Here is a 17,888-nt window from a genome sequence, read left to right on the forward strand (position 1 = left end):
CGTCTCCCTCACTGAATAGGTCGGCTGCCGGCGCTCAGCTGCGTGAGCCATTGGTCTATGAGCTGTGCCGCACCGTGATCCGCGTCCACGGTCCGGACCGTCTGCGCGGTCGACCACTCTCCTGCCGGCCACTCATCGAGGCTCTGACGCACGGGCGACGATCGCGTGAACTCGACGACGAGCGCCGCACAGTCCAGCGGCTTGTGTTCGATCTGCATCGCCAGGTCGAACCACCAACCGAATGCGGTCAACCGTGCGGTGGTGAAGCCGGCGAGGTCGGGAATCGTCGCGTCCAGCTCGAGCATGTGGCTCCCGCGGCCGTTCAATCGGCGTTCGTTCGCCTCGCGGGTGATGAGGCCGTCCAGGATGACCAGGCCCCGCAGCCGGGCATTTCCTTGTTCCACCAGCCGAGCCGCCACCGCGTGGGCGATGTTTCCCCCTACCGAGTAGCCGCCCAGCACGAATTCGTCCTGGCCGACCGTATCGAGGACCGTCTTGACAATGCTGCCGATGGCGGCGTCGAGCGATGCGGGGAGCGGCTCATCCGGAGCGTATCCCGACAGCGGGATGGCCGAGACCCGGCGGTGACCGCCCACCTGGGCGGCGAGCCGCGTGTACTGAACGGATCCCCCGAGGAATTCCGGGGCATTGATGAATACCAAGTGCGGCAGCACATCCCCGCCACTGACTCCGATGCCGATCGGCATTCCCTCGGTGAAGTGGTCGAACCGCGGACGGAGTTTCGCTGCCGCTCGCAAGAGCGCCACACCCTGCGTGAACCTGTTGTCCGCGATCGCCTGCCGGATGACGCCGACCAAAGAGTCTTCGGGAGCAGCGGGTTCCGCCGGCCGCATCGGCGCCGCCACGGTCTCCCCATCGGATCCGAGCAGTTCGTGCAGAATGTGCCGGGCGAGGGCGGCCGGGGTGGGGTGGTCGAAGATCAAGGTCGCGGGCAGTCGCAGTCCCGTGATCGCATTCAGTCGGTTACGGGCCTCGACCGCGGCCAGCGAATCGAAACCCAACTCCCGGAAGTTGCGAGCCGGATCGATCGCGTCGCGACCATCATGGCCGAGCACAACCGCCATCTGGTCTCGCACCACGTCCAGCAGCATCGGCAGTCGCTCGACGTCGGCCAGCGCTGAAACCCGCTCTCGCAGATCACCTCCCGGCTCCCGCGACAGCGCCAGCACCGAACGGCGGCCACTCGAGACCAATCCCCGCAGCAGCGGGATCAATGTCCCAGCCCTGACCTGCGCATCCAGCGCCCCACGATCCAGCTGCGCCGCAACCACCGCGGCACGGTCCGTAGCGATCGCGGCGTCGAACAGCGCCAGACCCTGCTCGGTCGAGATAGGTGACAGCCCAACACGACTCAGCCGAGCGGTGTCGGTATCAGCGAGATGCCCGGTCATCCCGGTATCGGAAGCCCAGAACCCCCACGCGATCGAAGTCGCGGCCAGCCCCCTCGCACGCCGATGCTCGGCCAACCCGTCCAGGAACACATTCGCGGCCGCGTAGTTGCCCTGCCCCGCATTGCCCAACACACCCGCCATCGACGAGTAGAGCACGAACATCCCCAAATCCATACTGCTCGTCGCCTCGTGCAGATACCACGCGGCATCGGCCTTCGCCGCCAGCACCGGGTCCATCCGGTCCGGTGTCAGTGACGCGATCACACCGTCATCGAGCACAGCGGCCGCATGCACCACGCCCGTCACAGGAAACTGTTCAGGTACCGCCGCCAACAGCTCGGCCACCCCATCGCGAGTCGCGACATCACAGGCCACGATCCGCACCCGAGCACCCAGCTCGCTCAACTCCGTCACCAACAGCGACGCTCCCGGTGCGGCCGCACCGCGGCGACTCGCCAATACCAGCGACCGCACCCCATGGTTCGTCACCAGATGCCGTGCCAGCACCGCACCCAAACCGCCCGTACCGCCGGTGACCAGCACTGTCCCAGGGCGGACGATCTTCCCGGAATCGCGGTCCGGAAAAGGTATCCGCGTCAATCGGGCTCCATGCACGACACCGGCACGGATGACCACCTGGGGTTCGCCCGAAACCATGACTGCCGCCAGCGCTTCGGCGGTCAGCGCATCAGTGTCGGTGTCGACCAGGACGATTCGGCCGGGAGCCTCCGACTGAGCCGAACGCACCAGACCCCAGACCGCAGATCCTGCGACATCAGTGACGTCGTGCCCAGCCTGGCCGACCGCGCCACGAGTGACCACAACCAGGGTGCTTGTCGCGCATCGCAACTCGCCAAGCCAGGACTGCAACACGCCCAACATCTCGTGCGTCGCATCGCGGACCCGGCCCGGCACATCCTCGCCCGCGCCGGAACCGGCCACGCCACGGTCGAATACGACTACCGCGGGTACGGGTACGTCCTGGTTCTGCACCCGGTTCCCGAAAACCTCACCATCGGTGAAGGACTCGGCATCAACAAACGAGCTGGCCTGCGCCGCGATGGGCGTCCACTGCACTTCATGCAACCCGTCCCGCGCCGAGACGGCGTCCAGCTGTGCGGCGGATACCTCCTGCACGGTCATGGACCGCGTCGTGAGCACCCTCCGGCCGGACGCATCGGCGACCTGGATCGATACTGCGTCGATATCGCCGGGGACCGGGGTCAGACGCGCCCGCAGCAGCGACGCTCCGGTCGCCTGCAACGTCACCCCCTGCCAGCGGAAAGGCAACGTCACTCGTCCCGGATCGGGATCGACATCGACGAGTTGTCCGTGCAGCACCGACTCCAGCAAGGCCGGATGCACCGCGAACCGCGACACATCGGTCAGCGTCTCGGGCAATTCGACCTCCACGAAAAGTTCCGCGCCAGAACGCCATACCGATCGCAACCCCTGGAATGCCGGTCCGTATTCGTAACCGGCGACAGTCAACCGGTCATACAGACCATCCATGGGCACGGCGACCGCGCCATCGGGCGGCCACACTGCCAAGCCCGAATCCGGTTCCGGCACACCCTCGATACCCAACGCGCCCTGTGCGTGCAGAACCCATATGCCGTCGGCGGCCTCGGCGCGGGAATACACCGACACCGACCGGCAGCCGAACTCGTCGGCGTCGTCCACCACGACCTGCAACTGCATCCCGACCTCGTCGGGCAGTACGAGAGGCGTCAGGAGAGTCAGCTCCTGCAGCAGCGCGCACCCCACTTCCGCTGCCGCACGCAACACCAACTCCACGAAAGCGGTCTCCGGCAACAGCACGAACCCACCCACGGCACGATCGGCCAGCCACCGATGGGTTGCCAGGCCGACACGGCCGGTCAGTACCACACCGTCCCCGTCCGGGGGCGCCACCACCGCCCCCAACAGCGGATGATCAGCCGCCGACAACCCCAATGACGACGCATCCCCACCACTCGAGCCGCCATCCATCCAATACCGGCGCCGCTGAAACGCATACGTCGGCAAAGACACCTCGGTCCCCTGCGCAGGTCCCAGCAACGCCGCCCAATCCACGCCCACACCGGACACTTCCAACTGCGTCGCCGACAGGAGGAGATCGTCCATGTCCCCCGCGTCACGTCGCAGCGAACCCACCACGGTCACGGGATCGGCGCCCACCCGAAGATCACACAGTTGCTCGATACCGACCGTGAGCAGCGGATGCGGACTGACCTCGACGAAGACGTCGTACCCGTCCTCCAGCAGGGCCTGAGCCGCTTGTTGGAAACGCACCGGTTCTCGCAGATTCCGGAACCAGTAGTCCGCGTCCAACTCCGTGCCGTCGAGCACACCACCGGTCACGCTGGACCAGAACGCCACGTGTGAGGATCCGGGCCGAAGTTCGGCCAGCACCTTCAGCAGTGGTTCGCGGAGCACGTCGACCTGCGGCGAATGAGATCCGTAGTCCACCGGGATCCGGCGTGCGTGAACGTTGTCCCGTGCAGAGGCTTCCAGGAAATCCTCGAGCTGCGCTGCCGCGCCGGACACCACCGTCGCCTGCGGGCCGTTCACCGCGGCCACCGACAATTCGTCGTATCCGGTCAGCAGTGTGGTGACTCGGTCGACCGGCAAGGACACCGCCGCCATCCCACCCTGCTCGGTCAAGGCGATCAACGCGGCCGACCGCAGGACCACCACCCGAGCGGCATCCTCGAGAGACAAGACCCCGGCCACACACGCCGCGGCGATCTCGCCTTGGGAATGACCCACGACCGCGTCCGGGACGACACCCACCGAGCGCCACAGCTCGGCCAACGACACCATCACCGCGAACAGCACCGGTTGAACCACGTCGACGCGCTCCAGCGGCGGCGCTCCTTCCGCGCCCGCGAGCACGTCGAACAACGACCAATCCACCAGCGGCGAGAACGCGGCATCGCACTCGGCCATCTTCCGAGCGAACACCGGCGAGCGGTCCAGCAGCTGTCTGCCCATGCCCAGCCATTGAGCCCCCTGACCAGGGAACACCAGCACCGTTTTGCGTGACACCCCGGCCACGCCCGTCACCACGCCGGGCCTCGGAGTCTGCTCCAGCAGCGCAGTCAGCCCCGCGAGCAACTGTTCACGATTCGCACCCACCACCGCCGCACGGTGGTCGAACCGGGACCGCTGAGACACCAACGACCGCGCCACGTCGTGCGCGTTCATCGATGGGTCACCGGCCACGAAATCCCGCAGACGCCGCACCTGCCCGGCCAACGCCTCCGGCGTCCGGCCCGACACCACCCACGCCGTCGACCCGTCCCCACCGGCACCGGTCACGGGGTCGGTCCCCGACTCCGGCGCCTGTTCGAGGATGACGTGGGCATTGGTGCCGCTGATACCGAAGGCCGATACCGCGGCGCGACGCGGCCGGTCGACCGTCGGCCAGTCGCGTTGCTCGGTGAGCAGTTCCACCCGCCCGGCGGTCCAATCCACCTGTGTGGACGGTGTATTCACGTGCAGTGTCTTGGGCAGGATTCCTCGCCGCAGCGCCTGGACCATCTTGATCACCCCGGCCACGCCGGCAGCCGCCTGGGTGTGCCCGATATTGGATTTGACCGAACCCAGCCACACCGGCCGATCCTGCGGCCGGTCCTGCCCGTAGGTGGCCAGCAGCGCCTGCGCCTCGATCGGATCACCCAACGTGGTTCCGGTCCCGTGCGCCTCGACCGCGTCGACCTCGGCGGCGGATATCCCGGTATTGGCCAGCGCGCGCCGGATAACCCGCTGCTGCGAAGGGCCATTCGGTGCGGTCAACCCATTGGACGCACCATCCTGATTGACCGCGGTGCCTCGCACCACCGCCAGCACCTGATGCCCGTTGCGTTGGGCATCGGACAATCGTTCCAGCACCAGCACGCCCGAGCCTTCACCGAACGCCGTCCCGTCGGCGGCGTCGGCGAACGGCTTACACCGACCATCCGGCGCCAACCCACGCTGCCGGGAAAACTCCACAAACGTTCCCGCGGTGGCCATCACGGTGACGCCACCGGCCAGCGCCAGCGAACATTCCCCCGCACGCAACGCGGCCACCGCCTGATGCAGCGCCACCAGGCTCGACGAACACGCCGTATCCACCGACACCGCGGGGCCTTCCAACCCCAACGCATACGACACCCGGCCCGACGCCACACTGGGCGCGGCGCCGGTCAACCGATACCCCTCCGACCCACGATCCGCCCCGAGTCCGACTATCCCGCCATAGGTCTGCCCCATGACACCGACGAACACGCCAGTGTCACTGCCGCGCAACGAATCCGGCTTGATGCCCGCCCGCTCCAAAGCCTCCCACGCCGTCTCCAGCAGCAGCCGCTGCTGAGGATCCATCGCGATCGCCTCTCGCGGACTGATCCCGAAGAACTCCGGATCGAAATCACCTGCCTCGTAGACGAACCCGCCCTCCCGCGCATACGACTTTCCCGCCATACCCGGCTCCGGGGAGAACAAGCCCGACTGATCCCACCCACGATCAGAGGGCCACGCCGACACCACATCACGACCCTCGGCAACCAGACGCCACAGATCATCCGGCGACTCCACGCCTCCCGGAAAACGACACCCCATACCCACGATCGCTACCGGCTCCGAGGCTTGCTGCGTCAGCTCCCGCAGCTTGGCCCGGCTTTCCTGCAGCTCGGCTGTGACCCGTCGCAGGAGATGTTGCAGCTTCTGCTGATCGACCATTTTGGAACCCCTATTCCAAAGAGCAAGAACCCAATCCGGATACAGACATGGGTATACCGAACTCGGCGTTCAACAAAGCGGCAGTCTCATCAGCTGTCGTCGAATCAAGATAGGTCAACCGAGTCGAATTCGACTAGGTGATGAATCCGCTCGAGATCTCCGGAAAGTCGAGCGAGTGCGTGGCTTCCGAGGTTGGAACGCCATCCGGATCGACCTGCGAGATCGGCTCGAGCTCAACAGGATCCGTCGCGAGCATCAAGTCGCACTCGACTTCCGTCCGCGCCATTCGCTCGGCATTGCCGTCGCCCGGTTCATCCGCCCCACCCTCACTAGCTAACTCGCCCAGTGCTTCTCAGCATCATGCAAGAACACGTTCTAGTCAAGCGATGGACGGCGCCAGTTCCTCGTGGCATGCTGGCGACGCGCCGTGGAGCAGGGACGAGTGCTCCCGGAGCTAGTTCATTGCGGACCGTCAGCGAGGCACTGGCAACGCCATACATGCCAGTCGCAGTAACAGGTTCTACACCTCGGGGGGTGCCGCAGCCGCAATCCTGAAAGAAGCAGCCATGAATGAGAATCACACCGTCGAGTGGTCCACATTTCCCGCTCCCGCGTCATTACCCGAAGTGGCGCCCTGCGACTGGACGGAAGCGCTGAACGGGCCCGATATCGACAATACTCAGGTCATAGTTCTGGACTGCCGCAGAGACGAATCCGGTGCGCTCCCAACGGATACGCACGCCATGACGCAGAAGGTGTCGGACGCTTTGCGGTCCTGGTCCGGACAACAACGCTTCGATGCCAGTACCTTCCTGGTGCTCACGCGCGGCGCGATTTCGGTATCGGCTGACGAGGCTGCGGACCCGACGGGATCGGCGATATGGGAGCTGGTGAAGTCGGCTCAATCCGAGAACCCGGGGCGGATCGTTCTCGTCGACACCGACTCCCTCGACAAAGGTCTCGGGGATTTGTTCGGGCTCATGGCCGTACGGAACATGACCGTCACCGCGGTCGCCAGCGGCGAACCGCAACTCGCCATACGCGGAGCCACCCTGTTCGCACCTCGACGCAACGGGGTCGGACACGCCCCCGACCGGGCCACCGCGGTGAGCGCCCCATCCACGGAACCATCTATTGTCCGCATGTTCAGACAGGCGGTCGCCGACGACAGGTTCGCCGACGGCTTGGAGTTCCTCCTCGCGGCTGCGCAACTCCGTCCGGCGTTCGACCACTACACCGAAGGAATACCGAAGGGCATCGGACTCAGTGGAGGCACGCCCCACAACAGTGGCGGCGATACCCTGCCCCACGTGGTATTGATCTCCACCCCGGCATTCCTCGGCGGATATATTCAGTACATTCTGCTCGCCGCTCATCTGGGTGGTCACCGCCGCGTCTCGGTCATCCCACTCTCGGGATATGAGCCGGATGAGCCCTTGCCGGCGTCGCTCGACGCCGCCATCGACAGTATCGCCAGGACCGTCCTCGACACCGTCGGTGACGACGAATTCGTCCTGGCCGGCATGTCGGGAGGCGGAAACCTCGCCCACGCCACCGCAGCTCGATTGCTGGAACAAGACAACACCCGGTTGCGCGGATTGATCATCTTCGATTCCTTCATCGCTCGGGAGGCGAACGATCGCCAAATGGGAACCGCGAGAGACGCCGTGGTCGATACGGAAGCCATGATTCCCGACCTCGCCGGCTTCACCACCGAACGCTTGACCGCGCTGGCCTGCTGGCTCGACCTCTTGCTGCAACTCGAGTATCAGCCTGTCGAATGCCAGGCGCTCGTCATCAAATGCACGAAACCGTCACCGACGCACAACCTCAACGAGTGGCCCATCGAAACATGGTCAACCGAACAGACTGTCCAGACCGTGGACACGGAACACGTGGCACTGTGCAGCACCGAGTCGCATACGACCGCCCAGATCGTTGACCAATGGTTGCGGCAGTTGAGCCCAACCAACGGCTAACCTCGTCCGCTGTCCGTCGGTGCGGCCGGCTGAAAGGAATCCCCGTCCCGCACCGAAATCGATGGCATCCACTTCCATCCCTGGACCCAGAGCACACCGTCCTCGCGAACGCCAGGATGGTGCCGCTGTGGCGGTGGGCCAGAAGGCGCACCGAATATCGTTCTGATCTGTGGGTATTCGAGACCGGGGATTCGGTCAGGAGGGCACGACGCCGACGCGCTGTGCCAGCTTGCCCAGGTCTCCGCTCGTGAGATCCCGCTTCGCCGTGCGCATCATGTGCCCGACCAGCTCACGGACGGGCGGCATGGTGCGGACGTGCTGGGGTGCGGCGTGCTCGGCCCGAAGCAGGGAGTGCATCGACTCGCGGTAGTCCTTGCGCATGGCGTGTGCCTTGCCGATCTCCACGAAGTACTGCGCGCGCCGCCCTTCATTGGGTAGATCCGCGGGTTGCAAAGTCGGTGCGAGCGCGAGTACTTCGCTCGGCTCACGGCGTTCCATCGCCGCCGACATCCGCCACAGCGCCACATTCGCCGGGCCGAACGATTCATTGCGCGCCACAGAGGTATTCGGCCGGGCGCTGCTCAGCCTGCCCGCCGTCTCCGCCGCCTCAGCCAGATGGGGCTCCGGATCGCCACCCAGGGTCGCCGCGACCATCGACGCCTGGAGGTGCAGCATCCCATACGTCTCGATCTCGCCCAGCGTGCGAACCTCGGCGGCGATCCGCTCCGCCGTCTCTGTCGCCGTGGCCAGGGCGGCGGGCAGAGCACCCGGGCGCGACAACATGATCTGTGCCCGGCTGAATGCGGCGGCGGCGATCGGCGCGGCCCCACCGATATGGTTCGCCGCCCGCTCCGCCTCCAGCGCCGCTGTCCAAGCGAGCGCGTGATAGCCGCGCGCTCGTAACGCGGAGGCGACGCCATAGGCGACCGTGCCCAGCACATCCCAGGCCCGCTCCGCGTGGTCGGCCTTGGCCTCACCGACGTGTCGGTAGGCGTCGGTGAGCATCGGGACCAGCATCGGCCCGAGCGTCGCGTAATCGCAGTTGTTGCGCAGCTTGGTGGCCCGGTGTGCGTCCGCCGCAAGCTGGTCCAGGGTGCGTGGCGGGCGGGTGTCCGTGACGTTGCCCCGCGTCCACAGGACCGTTTCCAGATCCGGTACGGCGGTGTGGAATTCGGCCGTGGACGGGTCCAGCTTGTCTTGTTCGTGCCCGGTCAGATCACCCAGGGTCACGCCCAGCGCCGCCGCCAGGGCCAGCAGGGTACGTCGCGAATCCACCGGGCGCTCACCGGATTCGTACTTGGCGATCGCGCCGCGTGAGAGCCCCGTCCGGTCGGCCAGCACCTGTTGCGTGATGCCGCGCCGCTTCCGGATCGCCTTGACTCGTTGCCCGATGAACAGATCTTCGCCGGTCATGTGCCCGCTCCCTCCGTACCCCTGACAAAGCTCAGATTACGTGCGTTGGCAAGCCCTTGTCCCGCAGCGGGACAAAGTCACCTGACCAGGGTGTCAAGGTCAAACGGTGGGTATCCGCAGCCGGTCCACCTGGCGTTCGGTACCCGCCCTACAGACGCATTGGCGACCAAAGGGGGTAGTGATGGCAACCGGGTCCATGGCGGAGGCGGCGGTGCTGGGCGTGCTCGCGCCCGGCGGGATGTTGACCGCCGCCCAGATCAGCGAACAGGCCCAGATCACCGGGTGGTCGGCCCGCCGGGCGATCGGGCAACTGGAATCACGCGGCCTGGTGACGGCCGCCCCGTACGCGTCCCGCTGGTCGATCACCCCCAGGGGACGCGCGGCCTGGACCACGAAGTTCCGCAGGTACGCCCGATGAGCCGCCGAAAGGTGCGGCCCGCAAGGCAATCCGGACCGCCCAGTATCGAACCCGAAGGCCGCTACCTCCAGTGCTCGGATGGGTCGTGGTTTGTGGTTGGGGCGGACGGGTGGCCCGTGCCGATGGATGAGTACCTGGCGCAGCTGCGCGAACTGGCGGCCGACGTCACAGCCCTCGAATCTCTGGGCGTGGTCGCCGCCGACGCGCCGAGCATGAATGAAATCACCTGTGGTGCAGAGGAGTCCGAGCGGAAGGAGTCAGAGCGATGATCACCTACCTGGTCCACCACGAGACCGCCCTGTTCTGGGGATGGATGCTGGCGTTCCTGATCCCCGGCGCGGCCCTGCTCCGCGCCGCGCTCTGGCCTCAACGAATGCCCCCGGAGAACAGTGTGGGCGCGATCAGAGCACGGATCGAACGGGAGCGCTGGACCCCCGCCCCCGACCAGACCCGACCGTGGCCGGTGACAGCCACAAGGCCCGCCCGAAGGCCGGCGTCACATCGCAGCGCAGCCTGATATCGCCCAGACAGACGAACGCCCCGCCGGGACCTAACCGGCGGGGTGCTCGCGTGTTCAGGGTAAGCGCTCGGCCGGGGCCGTCGGCCATATCCGGCGCTGATGGTGTGCCCTCGGCAGGATTCGAACCTTGACACCGAACCGGCGAGCTAGCGGCTCGAGCGGGGCGCCATCGCGAGCTCCCCACGGCGGGCAGCCCGCCGCCACCGCTGTCCGGATTCGATGGCACGCCTGATCTTGCGCACACTGGGTACCTGCGTGAGCAGGTGCAGCTGATACCGCCACGGCATTTGCCGCCCGTGCCGGACCGACATCGCATAGGCGAACTGCACGGCGCCGCGATCGAGATATCGGTCGGCGTGTTCGAACCAGACCATGCTGGTACGGGCGGCGGCCTGTATCGGGCGCAGGGCGGCGCGCCGCTGCGCATCGTAATTCTTCAGTGCGTCGGCGACCTCGGCATGCTCGTACAGGTTCTGTGCGAGCACGACAGCGTCGACGATTGCCAACCGGGTGCCTGAGCCGATGGTGAAGTGCGTCGTGTGCGCCGCATCGCCGAGCAGCACCACGTTGTCGTGATACCAGGTCTTGTTGGTCACCTCGGGAAATCGGCTCCACCTAGCGAATTCGCCTCGTGTCTTGCTGATCAACGAGTGACCGTCGAGAGGGCGGCCGAAGATGTTCTCCAGAACCCGCACGTTCTCCAGATCGTCCAGGGAATCGAATCCCAGTCCATGCCAAGTCCGCGGTTGGCATTCGACGATGCAGGTGCTGATTCTCCCGGCAATCGACGGGTAGGCGTGAAACCAGATCCAACCGGCCGAGGTGTGTTCGAAGGCGAAGGTGAATCGGGTGAAGACCTTGTCCGTGCCGAGCCAGATATATCGATTCTCGCCGAGTGTGACCGACGTGCCGAAACGATGATCACCCAGCTGTCGTATCCGGCTGTTCGCGCCGTCGGAGGCGACGATGAGATCGAAATCGTCGAAGCCGGACAGATCATCCACGTTTCGCCCGTGCTGGACATCGACGCCCAGGTCCCTCGCCCGTCGCGAAAGCACGTCGAGCAAGGCCGCGCGCCCCATGCTGAACCCGTAGCCCCCGAAATGCGCGGTCTCGTTGTCGCACACATGGATTGCCTGTTCACGCCATACGACCGACCCGGCACGCACCGCCTGGGCGCTGTCGGGGTCATTCCGATACAGAATGTCGAGCAGGTCGTCCCAATACACGACGCCCCAGCCATAGGTGGATCCGGGAGGATCGCGGTCGATCACCGTGATGTCATGGGCCGGGTCGCGGCGCTTCATCGAAATAGCGAAGTACAACCCGGCCGGCCCGCCACCGACACATACGATCTTCATCTCGTCACCGGCTCCAGCCGAGTTGGTCGAACCTGGCTTCACATGGTGGTACTCGATGCGACCGAGCCCGGCACGCTGTGCGTGTCCGGGCTCGATCACCAGCGCTAGAAGCTGCCCCAGCCACCGGGTAGCCACCAGCCGGGATTCCATCCCCAGCCGTTGCCGCCACCCCAACCCCAGCCGTTGCCACCCCAACCCCAGCCGTTGCCGCCCCAACCCCAGCCGTTGCCACCCCAACCCCAGCCGCCACCGCCCCAGCCGTGGCCGCCGCCCCAGCCGGGGCCGTTTCCCCAGCCGCCGCCCCAGCCATGGCCGCCGCCCCAACCAGGGCTGTCGACTTGCTGGGTTACAGACGTTGGCGTGGTTGCTTGCGCGGTTGGCGCTTTTGCCGCGGCTGCGGCGACCGGAATCGCGGCGAGTGCGGCTATACCGGCGGCAGCCGCCAGCCGGGTGAACCTTGTGCGTGAACTCTTTCTCTCGGTCATGATAGGGCTCCAAAAATGCTGTCCCGACCTGCTGGAAGTCTACGCGGTTTCGCCGAACTCCAGAAGACATAGCATTGACCCATATATAATGCCCGCCGCGTCCCGCTGGCCGCCGGCTCAGCTGCTACAGCAGCCGCCCCCACAGCAGCCGCCGCCGACATCGTGGTCGCGAGGTTGCGTAGGCTCGCCGCGGCTGCGCGGGTCGTCGACGACGAGGATCTGGCCGACCGGTATTGAACACGTCGGAAGGCATTGCGGCGCTACCGATGCCAGCCGCGCAGCATCGGCCATCGCTGTCCACACCGAAGTCCGCTCGGCATCGTTGTGATGATCAGGATCCGGATCTGATGAAACCGCCACCGGCTCGCGGGGTCGGTCGGGTCGCGCCCCGCACGCCGAAGGCGCTGGCGCCGTGCGTCGTTCATCCAGGGTTTGACGTCGACCAAGGCGAGACATTGCAACGGACACGTAGGTGTCCGGCGTTGGCGCGGGCCTTGCTCCGACTTGCGCCTGGATGTCCAGTTCTGCGACCGGCGCTCATGCTGAACTGGCACGTATCTGGTATTCAAACGGGCCGGTGCGCAAGTGTGCGGGTCAGGATGTGCCCTCGGCAGGATTCGAACCTGCGACACCCGCTTTAGGAGAGCGGTGCTCTATCCCCTGAGCTACGAGGGCTGACCGCCCGGCCGTGGCCGGGTCGTCGGCAGTCTACCTGGTTGGGGGCTCGGGGGTCGCATCCGCTGGGTCAGCGGCGGGAGGCTTCGGATTCGAGGTAGTCGGCGGGGGTGAATCTGGTTGTTTTCCAGCGGAACAGGAGGGTGGCGCCGGGCCAGTTGTTGGTGATGCGGCCCGAGGCGTTGCGGTACCAGCTGGAACAGAAGTTCCAGGGGGTGTCCTTCAGGCGGCGCTGCAGCCAGTCGTCCCAGGACCGCTCCGCCTCGGGGGTGGCGGCCAGGTAGCGGCCGGGGCGGCGGGACAGGTAGGAGATGGCCTGTCGGATGTAGCGGGACTGGGACTCCAGCATGTAGATGATGGAGCCGGAACCGACGTTGGTGTTGGGGCCGTACATGAGGAACAGGTTCGGGAAACCGGGGACCGACATGCCCAGGAAGGCGCGGGCGCCCTCGGGGGACCACTCGTCGGCCAGTTTGCGGCCGTGCAGGCCGTAGATGTGCATGGGGGCCAGGAACTCGGTGCCCTTGAAGCCGGTGCCGTAGACGATCACGTCGACCGGATGCTCGACACCGTCGGCGGTGCGAATTCCCTTGGGGGTCACCGCTTCGATGGCGGTGGTCTCCACCGTCACATTGGGCTGCGACAAGGCGGGAAAGTACTCGTTCGAGAACAGGCCGCGCTTGCAGCCCGCCGCGTAGTCGGGGGTCAGCTTGGCGCGCAGCGCCTCGTCGGGAACCTGCTTCGCGCGGTGCCGGTCGGCGATGGCGATCACCGGGGTCTTGATCGCCGGAATATCGGTGAGCGCCAACGCCATCACCTCGAAGAACGTCCAGATGGCGAACCGCTCGGCCAGCCGCGCGCCCGGCACGTACTCGAACAGGGCGTGATGCAGCGGGGTGTACTCGACGTCGAACTTGGGCAGCACCCACGCGGCCGAACGCTGGAACAGCGTGAGGTGGTCGACCTTCGGCTGGATCGCCGGAATATATTGAATGGCACTGGCTCCCGTACCGATGCAGGCCACCCGCTTACCGGTCAGATCCACCGAATGATCCCATTCGGCCGAATGGAACGCCGCGCCCGTGAAGGAATCGATGCCGGGCAGATTCGGCATGGCGGGCCGCGACAGCTGTCCGACCGCGGGAATCAGCACGTCCGCCAGATGGGTGACGCCGTCGGCGGTGCGGACCCGCCACATCGCGCTCGACTCGTCGAACTCGGCGTCCAGCACCTCCGCCCCGAACTCGATCTTGGCCGGCAGACCGTGCTTCTCCGCGACCGTGCGCATGTACGCGTGGATATCGGCCTGCTGCGAGAACCGCCGCGGCCAATCCGATTTCGGCTCGAACGACCACGAGTACAGCGGCGACGGCACATCGCAGGCCGCGCCCGGATAGGTGTTCTCCCGCCAGACCCCGCCGAGGTCGGCGGCCTTCTCCAGAATGGTGAAGTTGGTCAGGCCATGGCGCTGCAATTCCAGCGCCATACCGAGTCCGGCGAAACCGGCACCGATGATCAGAATGGACGGCTCTCGCTGCATACCGGCAACGGTAGAGCGCATTACCGCTGGTCATGCAGACATCGCCGGTCAGTGAATCGGTATTTTCGGCCACCGGGGGTTGTGAGCCCGGGTTCGGATGCCGATTGTTGCCGGAATGCCGTTCTCACCGCCCACTGTCCGGGTCAGTGAGCGCAGTCTGACCTGCGACGCTGTCCCCGACTGGACAGCCCGGTGTCACACTCCCTATATTCACGGAAGTCTTTGCTCCAATTTGCTTGTCCTGGTTAGTGATTGGCTATTCTGCGCCGCCGCAGGGGGCGTCGTCAGCGCGCCGAGTCGCTGATCAGGACCGCGGGGCCGGCTGGTCGTCGTGTTGGGCGGCGGCGGGTCGGCGACGGGCTGCGGACGGCGAGGGTGGGTTCGTCGTCCGCAGCCCGAGACCTCGTCCCCTGACCCGGGACGACTTCCTCGCAGCTCATGTCCGAATTCGGCTAGGCTCGCCGCAAGTGACTCAGTTCACGTCACTCGTAGGCACATGCAAGGAGCGGTTGGGAAATGTTGAGCACCATGCAGGACGAGCAGCTGTCGCTGGCGACACTGCTGCGCTACGCGTCCACCTTCCAGGGCGACAGTCATGTCTCCACCTGGACCGGCGACGGATTGCGCACCCAGACCTATCGTGAGGTCGGCCAGGACGCGGCCCGGCTCGCCAATGCCCTGCGTGACCTGGGCGTCGGCGTCGGAGACCGGGTCGGCACCTTCATGTGGAACAACAACGAGCACATGGTCGCCTACATCGCGGTCCCCGCGATGGGCGCAGTCCTGCACGCCCTGAACATCCGACTGTTCCCCGAACAGCTGGTGTTCGTGGCCAACCACGCCGAAGACCAGGTCGTGATCGTCGACGGCTCGCTGCTGCCGATGTTCGCCCAATACCTGCCCAACCTGAAGACCGTCCGCCACGTGATCGTCGCCAATGGCGACGCGGCCGCGCTCCAGGCTCCCGAGGGCGTCACCGTGCACTCCTACCGCGAGCTGCTCGACGCCCAGTCCGACAACTACGACTTCCCGGTCATCGACGAGCGTTCCGCGGCCGGCATGTGCTACACCTCCGGCACCACCGGCGACCCCAAGGGCGTCGTCTACTCGCACCGCTCCAACTGGCTGCACGCCATGCAGGTGATCTCGCCCAACGGCATGGGCTTCGACGCCTCCGACACCGTGCTCGCCATCGTGCCGCTGTTCCACGCCAACGCCTGGGGCATCCCGTACGCCGCCATGATGTCCGGCGCCAATGTGCTCATGCCCGACCGCTTCCTGCAGCCCGCCCCGCTGCTGGAGATGATGGCCGCCGTCAAGCCCACCTTCGCGGCCGCCGTGCCCACCATCTGGGGTGGCGTGCTGGCCGGGCTGCAGGCGCAGCCGCAGGACATCTCGCATCTGCGCACCTGCGTGGTCGGCGGCGCGGCCGTGCCGCCGTCGATGATGCAGGCCTTCCAGGAGCGGCACGGCGTCAAGCTGCTGCACGCCTGGGGCATGACCGAGACCTCCCCGCTGGGTTCGGTCGCGCACCCGCCCGCCGGCGCCGAGGGCGACGAGGCCTGGAGCTACCGCTACACCCAGGGCCGCTTCCCGGCCGGCGTGCAGGCCCGCCTGGTCGCCGACGACGGCTCGGTGCTGCCCAACGACGGAGAAGCGCTGGGCGAGTTGGAGGTTCGCGGACCGTGGATCACCGGCTCCTACTACTCGCCGTCCGGCGGCGAGGTGGACCCGGACAAGTTCCACGACGGCTGGCTGCGCACCGGCGACGTCGGCAAGATCAGCCCCAACGGCTACCTCACCCTGGTCGACCGCTCCAAGGACGTCATCAAGTCCGGCGGTGAGTGGATCTCCTCGGTGGACCTGGAGAACGCGGTGATGGGCCACCCGGCCGTGGCCGAGGCCGCCGTCATCGGCATCCCGGACGAGAAGTGGGACGAGCGTCCGCTGGTCGCCATCGTGCTGGCCGACGGCTCCGCGGCCAAACCCGAAGAGCTGCGCGACTTCATCGCGCCGAAGTTCGCCAAGTGGCAGCTGCCCGAGCACTGGGCCTTCATCGCGGAGGTGCCCAAGACCAGTGTCGGCAAGTTCGACAAGAAGCGGCTGCGCGCCCAGCACGCCGACGGCTCGCTGACCGTCGTCACGCTGGCCTGATCGCTGTACCCGAAATACGGCTCGAGCCGCGTCCCCCTGGGGCGCGGCTCGAAAACAGGCGCCTGACCGGCGCGAATTCCTCCATATATAGATCAGTCCCCGGTAGTCTCCATCGAATTCGGAGTATCAGTCGTCGCTGATTACTCTCCATCCGACTGGCTTGCCGGGGGCCTGGCCGGATTCCTCGAACATGCCACCCATGTCTTTCGACGTCTCGTCAGACACTATGGCTCGCCCCGGTGTTCCGGTGTGAATTCAAGTGTCCCGCCGTGGGGATCGCCAGTCAATAGCTTGCGGCTATTTGTCCTTGACAGCGGACAATCCGTAGAGCACCGGGACGATCGGATCCGCGGGCGGGAGCCGCCACCAGCCGGTCTCGGTCGGCACCATCTGCGGCCAGCGCGGCCACGGCAGGGTGTCGGTCTCGGTCAGTCCGGTGATGCGCAGGCCCGCCTCGAGCAGCGCGGTGACCACCTCACCGAGACCGTGTCGCCATTCGTAGGCGGTGGTATCGGAGGTGAGGTCCGGGCCGTCGGTGTAGGTGTGCGCGCTGTCGCGGCGTTGCGCGCCGCGCCCGGCCAGATAGTCGTCGTGCAGGACGAGCTGACTCGGGTCGATCTCCGGCGGCGGCGTGGGTCCCAGCGCGTGCAGCAGCGGATGGAATTCCACCAGATAGAACAGCCCGCCGGGTCGCAGCAGGTCGGCGACCACCCGCGCCCAGCGGGTCAGGTCCGGCAGGTAGCAGAGCGCGCCCTTGCCGGTGTAGACGACGTCGAAACTCTTCTCACCCAGGGCCTCTCGCGCGTCGTACACGTCGGCGCACACGTATTCGACGGCGTCTCCGGCCAATTCGCGGGCGTGCCGCACGGACTCGGGCGAGAAGTCCAAGCCCACCGCGCGAGCGCCCCGGCGCGCGAATTCGATTGTCTCCGTGCCCAGATGGCATTGCAGATGGGCGACATCGAGGCCGTCCACATCCCCCAGGGCGTCCCATTCGAAGGGCGCGAACCAGTAGCTCGCATCGTGATCACGGTAGAAACGGCTGGCGGCGTGGATGCCGGCGCGGGCATCCCAGTTCCGCCGATTCGCCGACAACGGATCTGTCACGGTCGCCATGATAGGCAGTTCCGGTCGCGGTCCCGGGCCCGTACGGTTAGTTTGAGGGCAGATGCCCGCAATCCGCAGGGGTGGACGAGGAGGTCC

General features: G+C 66.4%; 10 protein-coding genes, 1 tRNA gene and 1 pseudogene. 5 read left to right on the forward strand and 7 right to left on the reverse strand.

What is annotated here, in order from left to right; all coding sequences use genetic code 11:
* Positions 1-8 precede the first annotated feature (8 nt).
* Both ACQPYY_RS03765 and ACQPYY_RS03770 read right to left on the reverse strand, forming a co-directional pair.
* Positions 9-3,062, reverse strand: a complete 3,054-nt coding sequence (locus tag ACQPYY_RS03765) for an SDR family NAD(P)-dependent oxidoreductase (protein ID WP_433594563.1) — start codon at positions 3,060-3,062, stop codon at positions 9-11.
* Positions 3,057-6,140, reverse strand: a pseudogene (locus tag ACQPYY_RS03770) (type I polyketide synthase); the annotation flags it as partial. The gene ACQPYY_RS03765 and the pseudogene ACQPYY_RS03770, both read right to left, overlap by 6 nt.
* 566 nt (positions 6,141-6,706) lie before the next feature.
* On the opposite strand from ACQPYY_RS03770, the gene ACQPYY_RS03775 reads away from it, so the two are divergent.
* Entirely contained in the window at positions 6,707-8,119 is a 1,413-nt protein-coding gene (locus ACQPYY_RS03775; RefSeq protein ID WP_433592760.1) for a thioesterase domain-containing protein, read from the forward strand.
* Between the two features lie 195 nt (positions 8,120-8,314).
* On the opposite strand, the gene ACQPYY_RS03780 is transcribed toward ACQPYY_RS03775, so the two are convergent.
* Positions 8,315-9,532, reverse strand: coding sequence for a helix-turn-helix domain-containing protein (locus ACQPYY_RS03780; protein ID WP_433592761.1), 1,218 nt, complete (start codon positions 9,530-9,532; stop codon positions 8,315-8,317).
* A 181-nt stretch (positions 9,533-9,713) separates the two neighbouring features.
* Between ACQPYY_RS03780 and ACQPYY_RS03785 the strand changes: the two genes are divergently transcribed.
* The 3 genes from ACQPYY_RS03785 to ACQPYY_RS03795 all read left to right on the forward strand — a co-directional run bounded on the left by ACQPYY_RS03785 (position 9,714) and on the right by ACQPYY_RS03795 (position 10,467).
* On the forward strand, positions 9,714-9,950 hold the full coding sequence (locus ACQPYY_RS03785) for a hypothetical protein (RefSeq protein WP_379107454.1): 237 nt from the start codon (positions 9,714-9,716) through the stop codon (positions 9,948-9,950).
* A gap of 122 nt (positions 9,951-10,072) precedes the next feature.
* Positions 10,073-10,219, forward strand: coding sequence for a hypothetical protein (locus tag ACQPYY_RS03790; RefSeq protein ID WP_433592762.1), 147 nt, complete (start codon positions 10,073-10,075; stop codon positions 10,217-10,219).
* Complete coding sequence (locus tag ACQPYY_RS03795; protein WP_433592763.1) at positions 10,216-10,467, forward strand: hypothetical protein; 252 nt, start codon at positions 10,216-10,218, stop codon at positions 10,465-10,467. The genes ACQPYY_RS03790 and ACQPYY_RS03795 overlap by 4 nt, the downstream gene beginning before the upstream one ends.
* A 149-nt stretch (positions 10,468-10,616) precedes the next feature.
* On the opposite strand, the gene ACQPYY_RS03800 is transcribed toward ACQPYY_RS03795, so the two are convergent.
* From ACQPYY_RS03800 to ACQPYY_RS03810, 3 genes are all read right to left on the reverse strand, one after another.
* The gene (locus tag ACQPYY_RS03800; protein WP_379104983.1) at positions 10,617-11,981 is read right to left on the reverse strand and encodes an FAD-dependent monooxygenase; all 1,365 of its coding nucleotides are present in this window, start codon (positions 11,979-11,981) and stop codon (positions 10,617-10,619) included.
* A 937-nt stretch (positions 11,982-12,918) separates the two neighbouring features.
* Positions 12,919-12,991, reverse strand: a tRNA-Arg gene (locus tag ACQPYY_RS03805).
* A gap of 70 nt (positions 12,992-13,061) precedes the next feature.
* On the reverse strand, positions 13,062-14,531 hold the full coding sequence (locus tag ACQPYY_RS03810) for a flavin-containing monooxygenase (RefSeq protein ID WP_433592764.1): 1,470 nt from the start codon (positions 14,529-14,531) through the stop codon (positions 13,062-13,064).
* Between the two features lie 516 nt (positions 14,532-15,047).
* Between ACQPYY_RS03810 and ACQPYY_RS03815 the strand changes: the two genes are divergently transcribed.
* Positions 15,048-16,685 carry a long-chain fatty acid--CoA ligase gene (locus tag ACQPYY_RS03815; protein WP_433592765.1) on the forward strand — a complete coding sequence of 546 codons (1,638 nt, stop codon included), beginning with the start codon at positions 15,048-15,050 and terminating at the stop codon, positions 16,683-16,685.
* Between the two features lie 297 nt (positions 16,686-16,982).
* Here the strand turns inward: ACQPYY_RS03815 and ACQPYY_RS03820 are convergent, their stop codons facing one another.
* Complete coding sequence (locus ACQPYY_RS03820) at positions 16,983-17,801, reverse strand: class I SAM-dependent methyltransferase (RefSeq protein ID WP_433592766.1); 819 nt, start codon at positions 17,799-17,801, stop codon at positions 16,983-16,985.
* Positions 17,802-17,888: the final 87 nt, after the last annotated feature.

The organism is Nocardia sp. CA-145437 (assembly GCF_050956485.1).
Lineage (GTDB): Bacteria > Actinomycetota > Actinomycetes > Mycobacteriales > Mycobacteriaceae > Nocardia.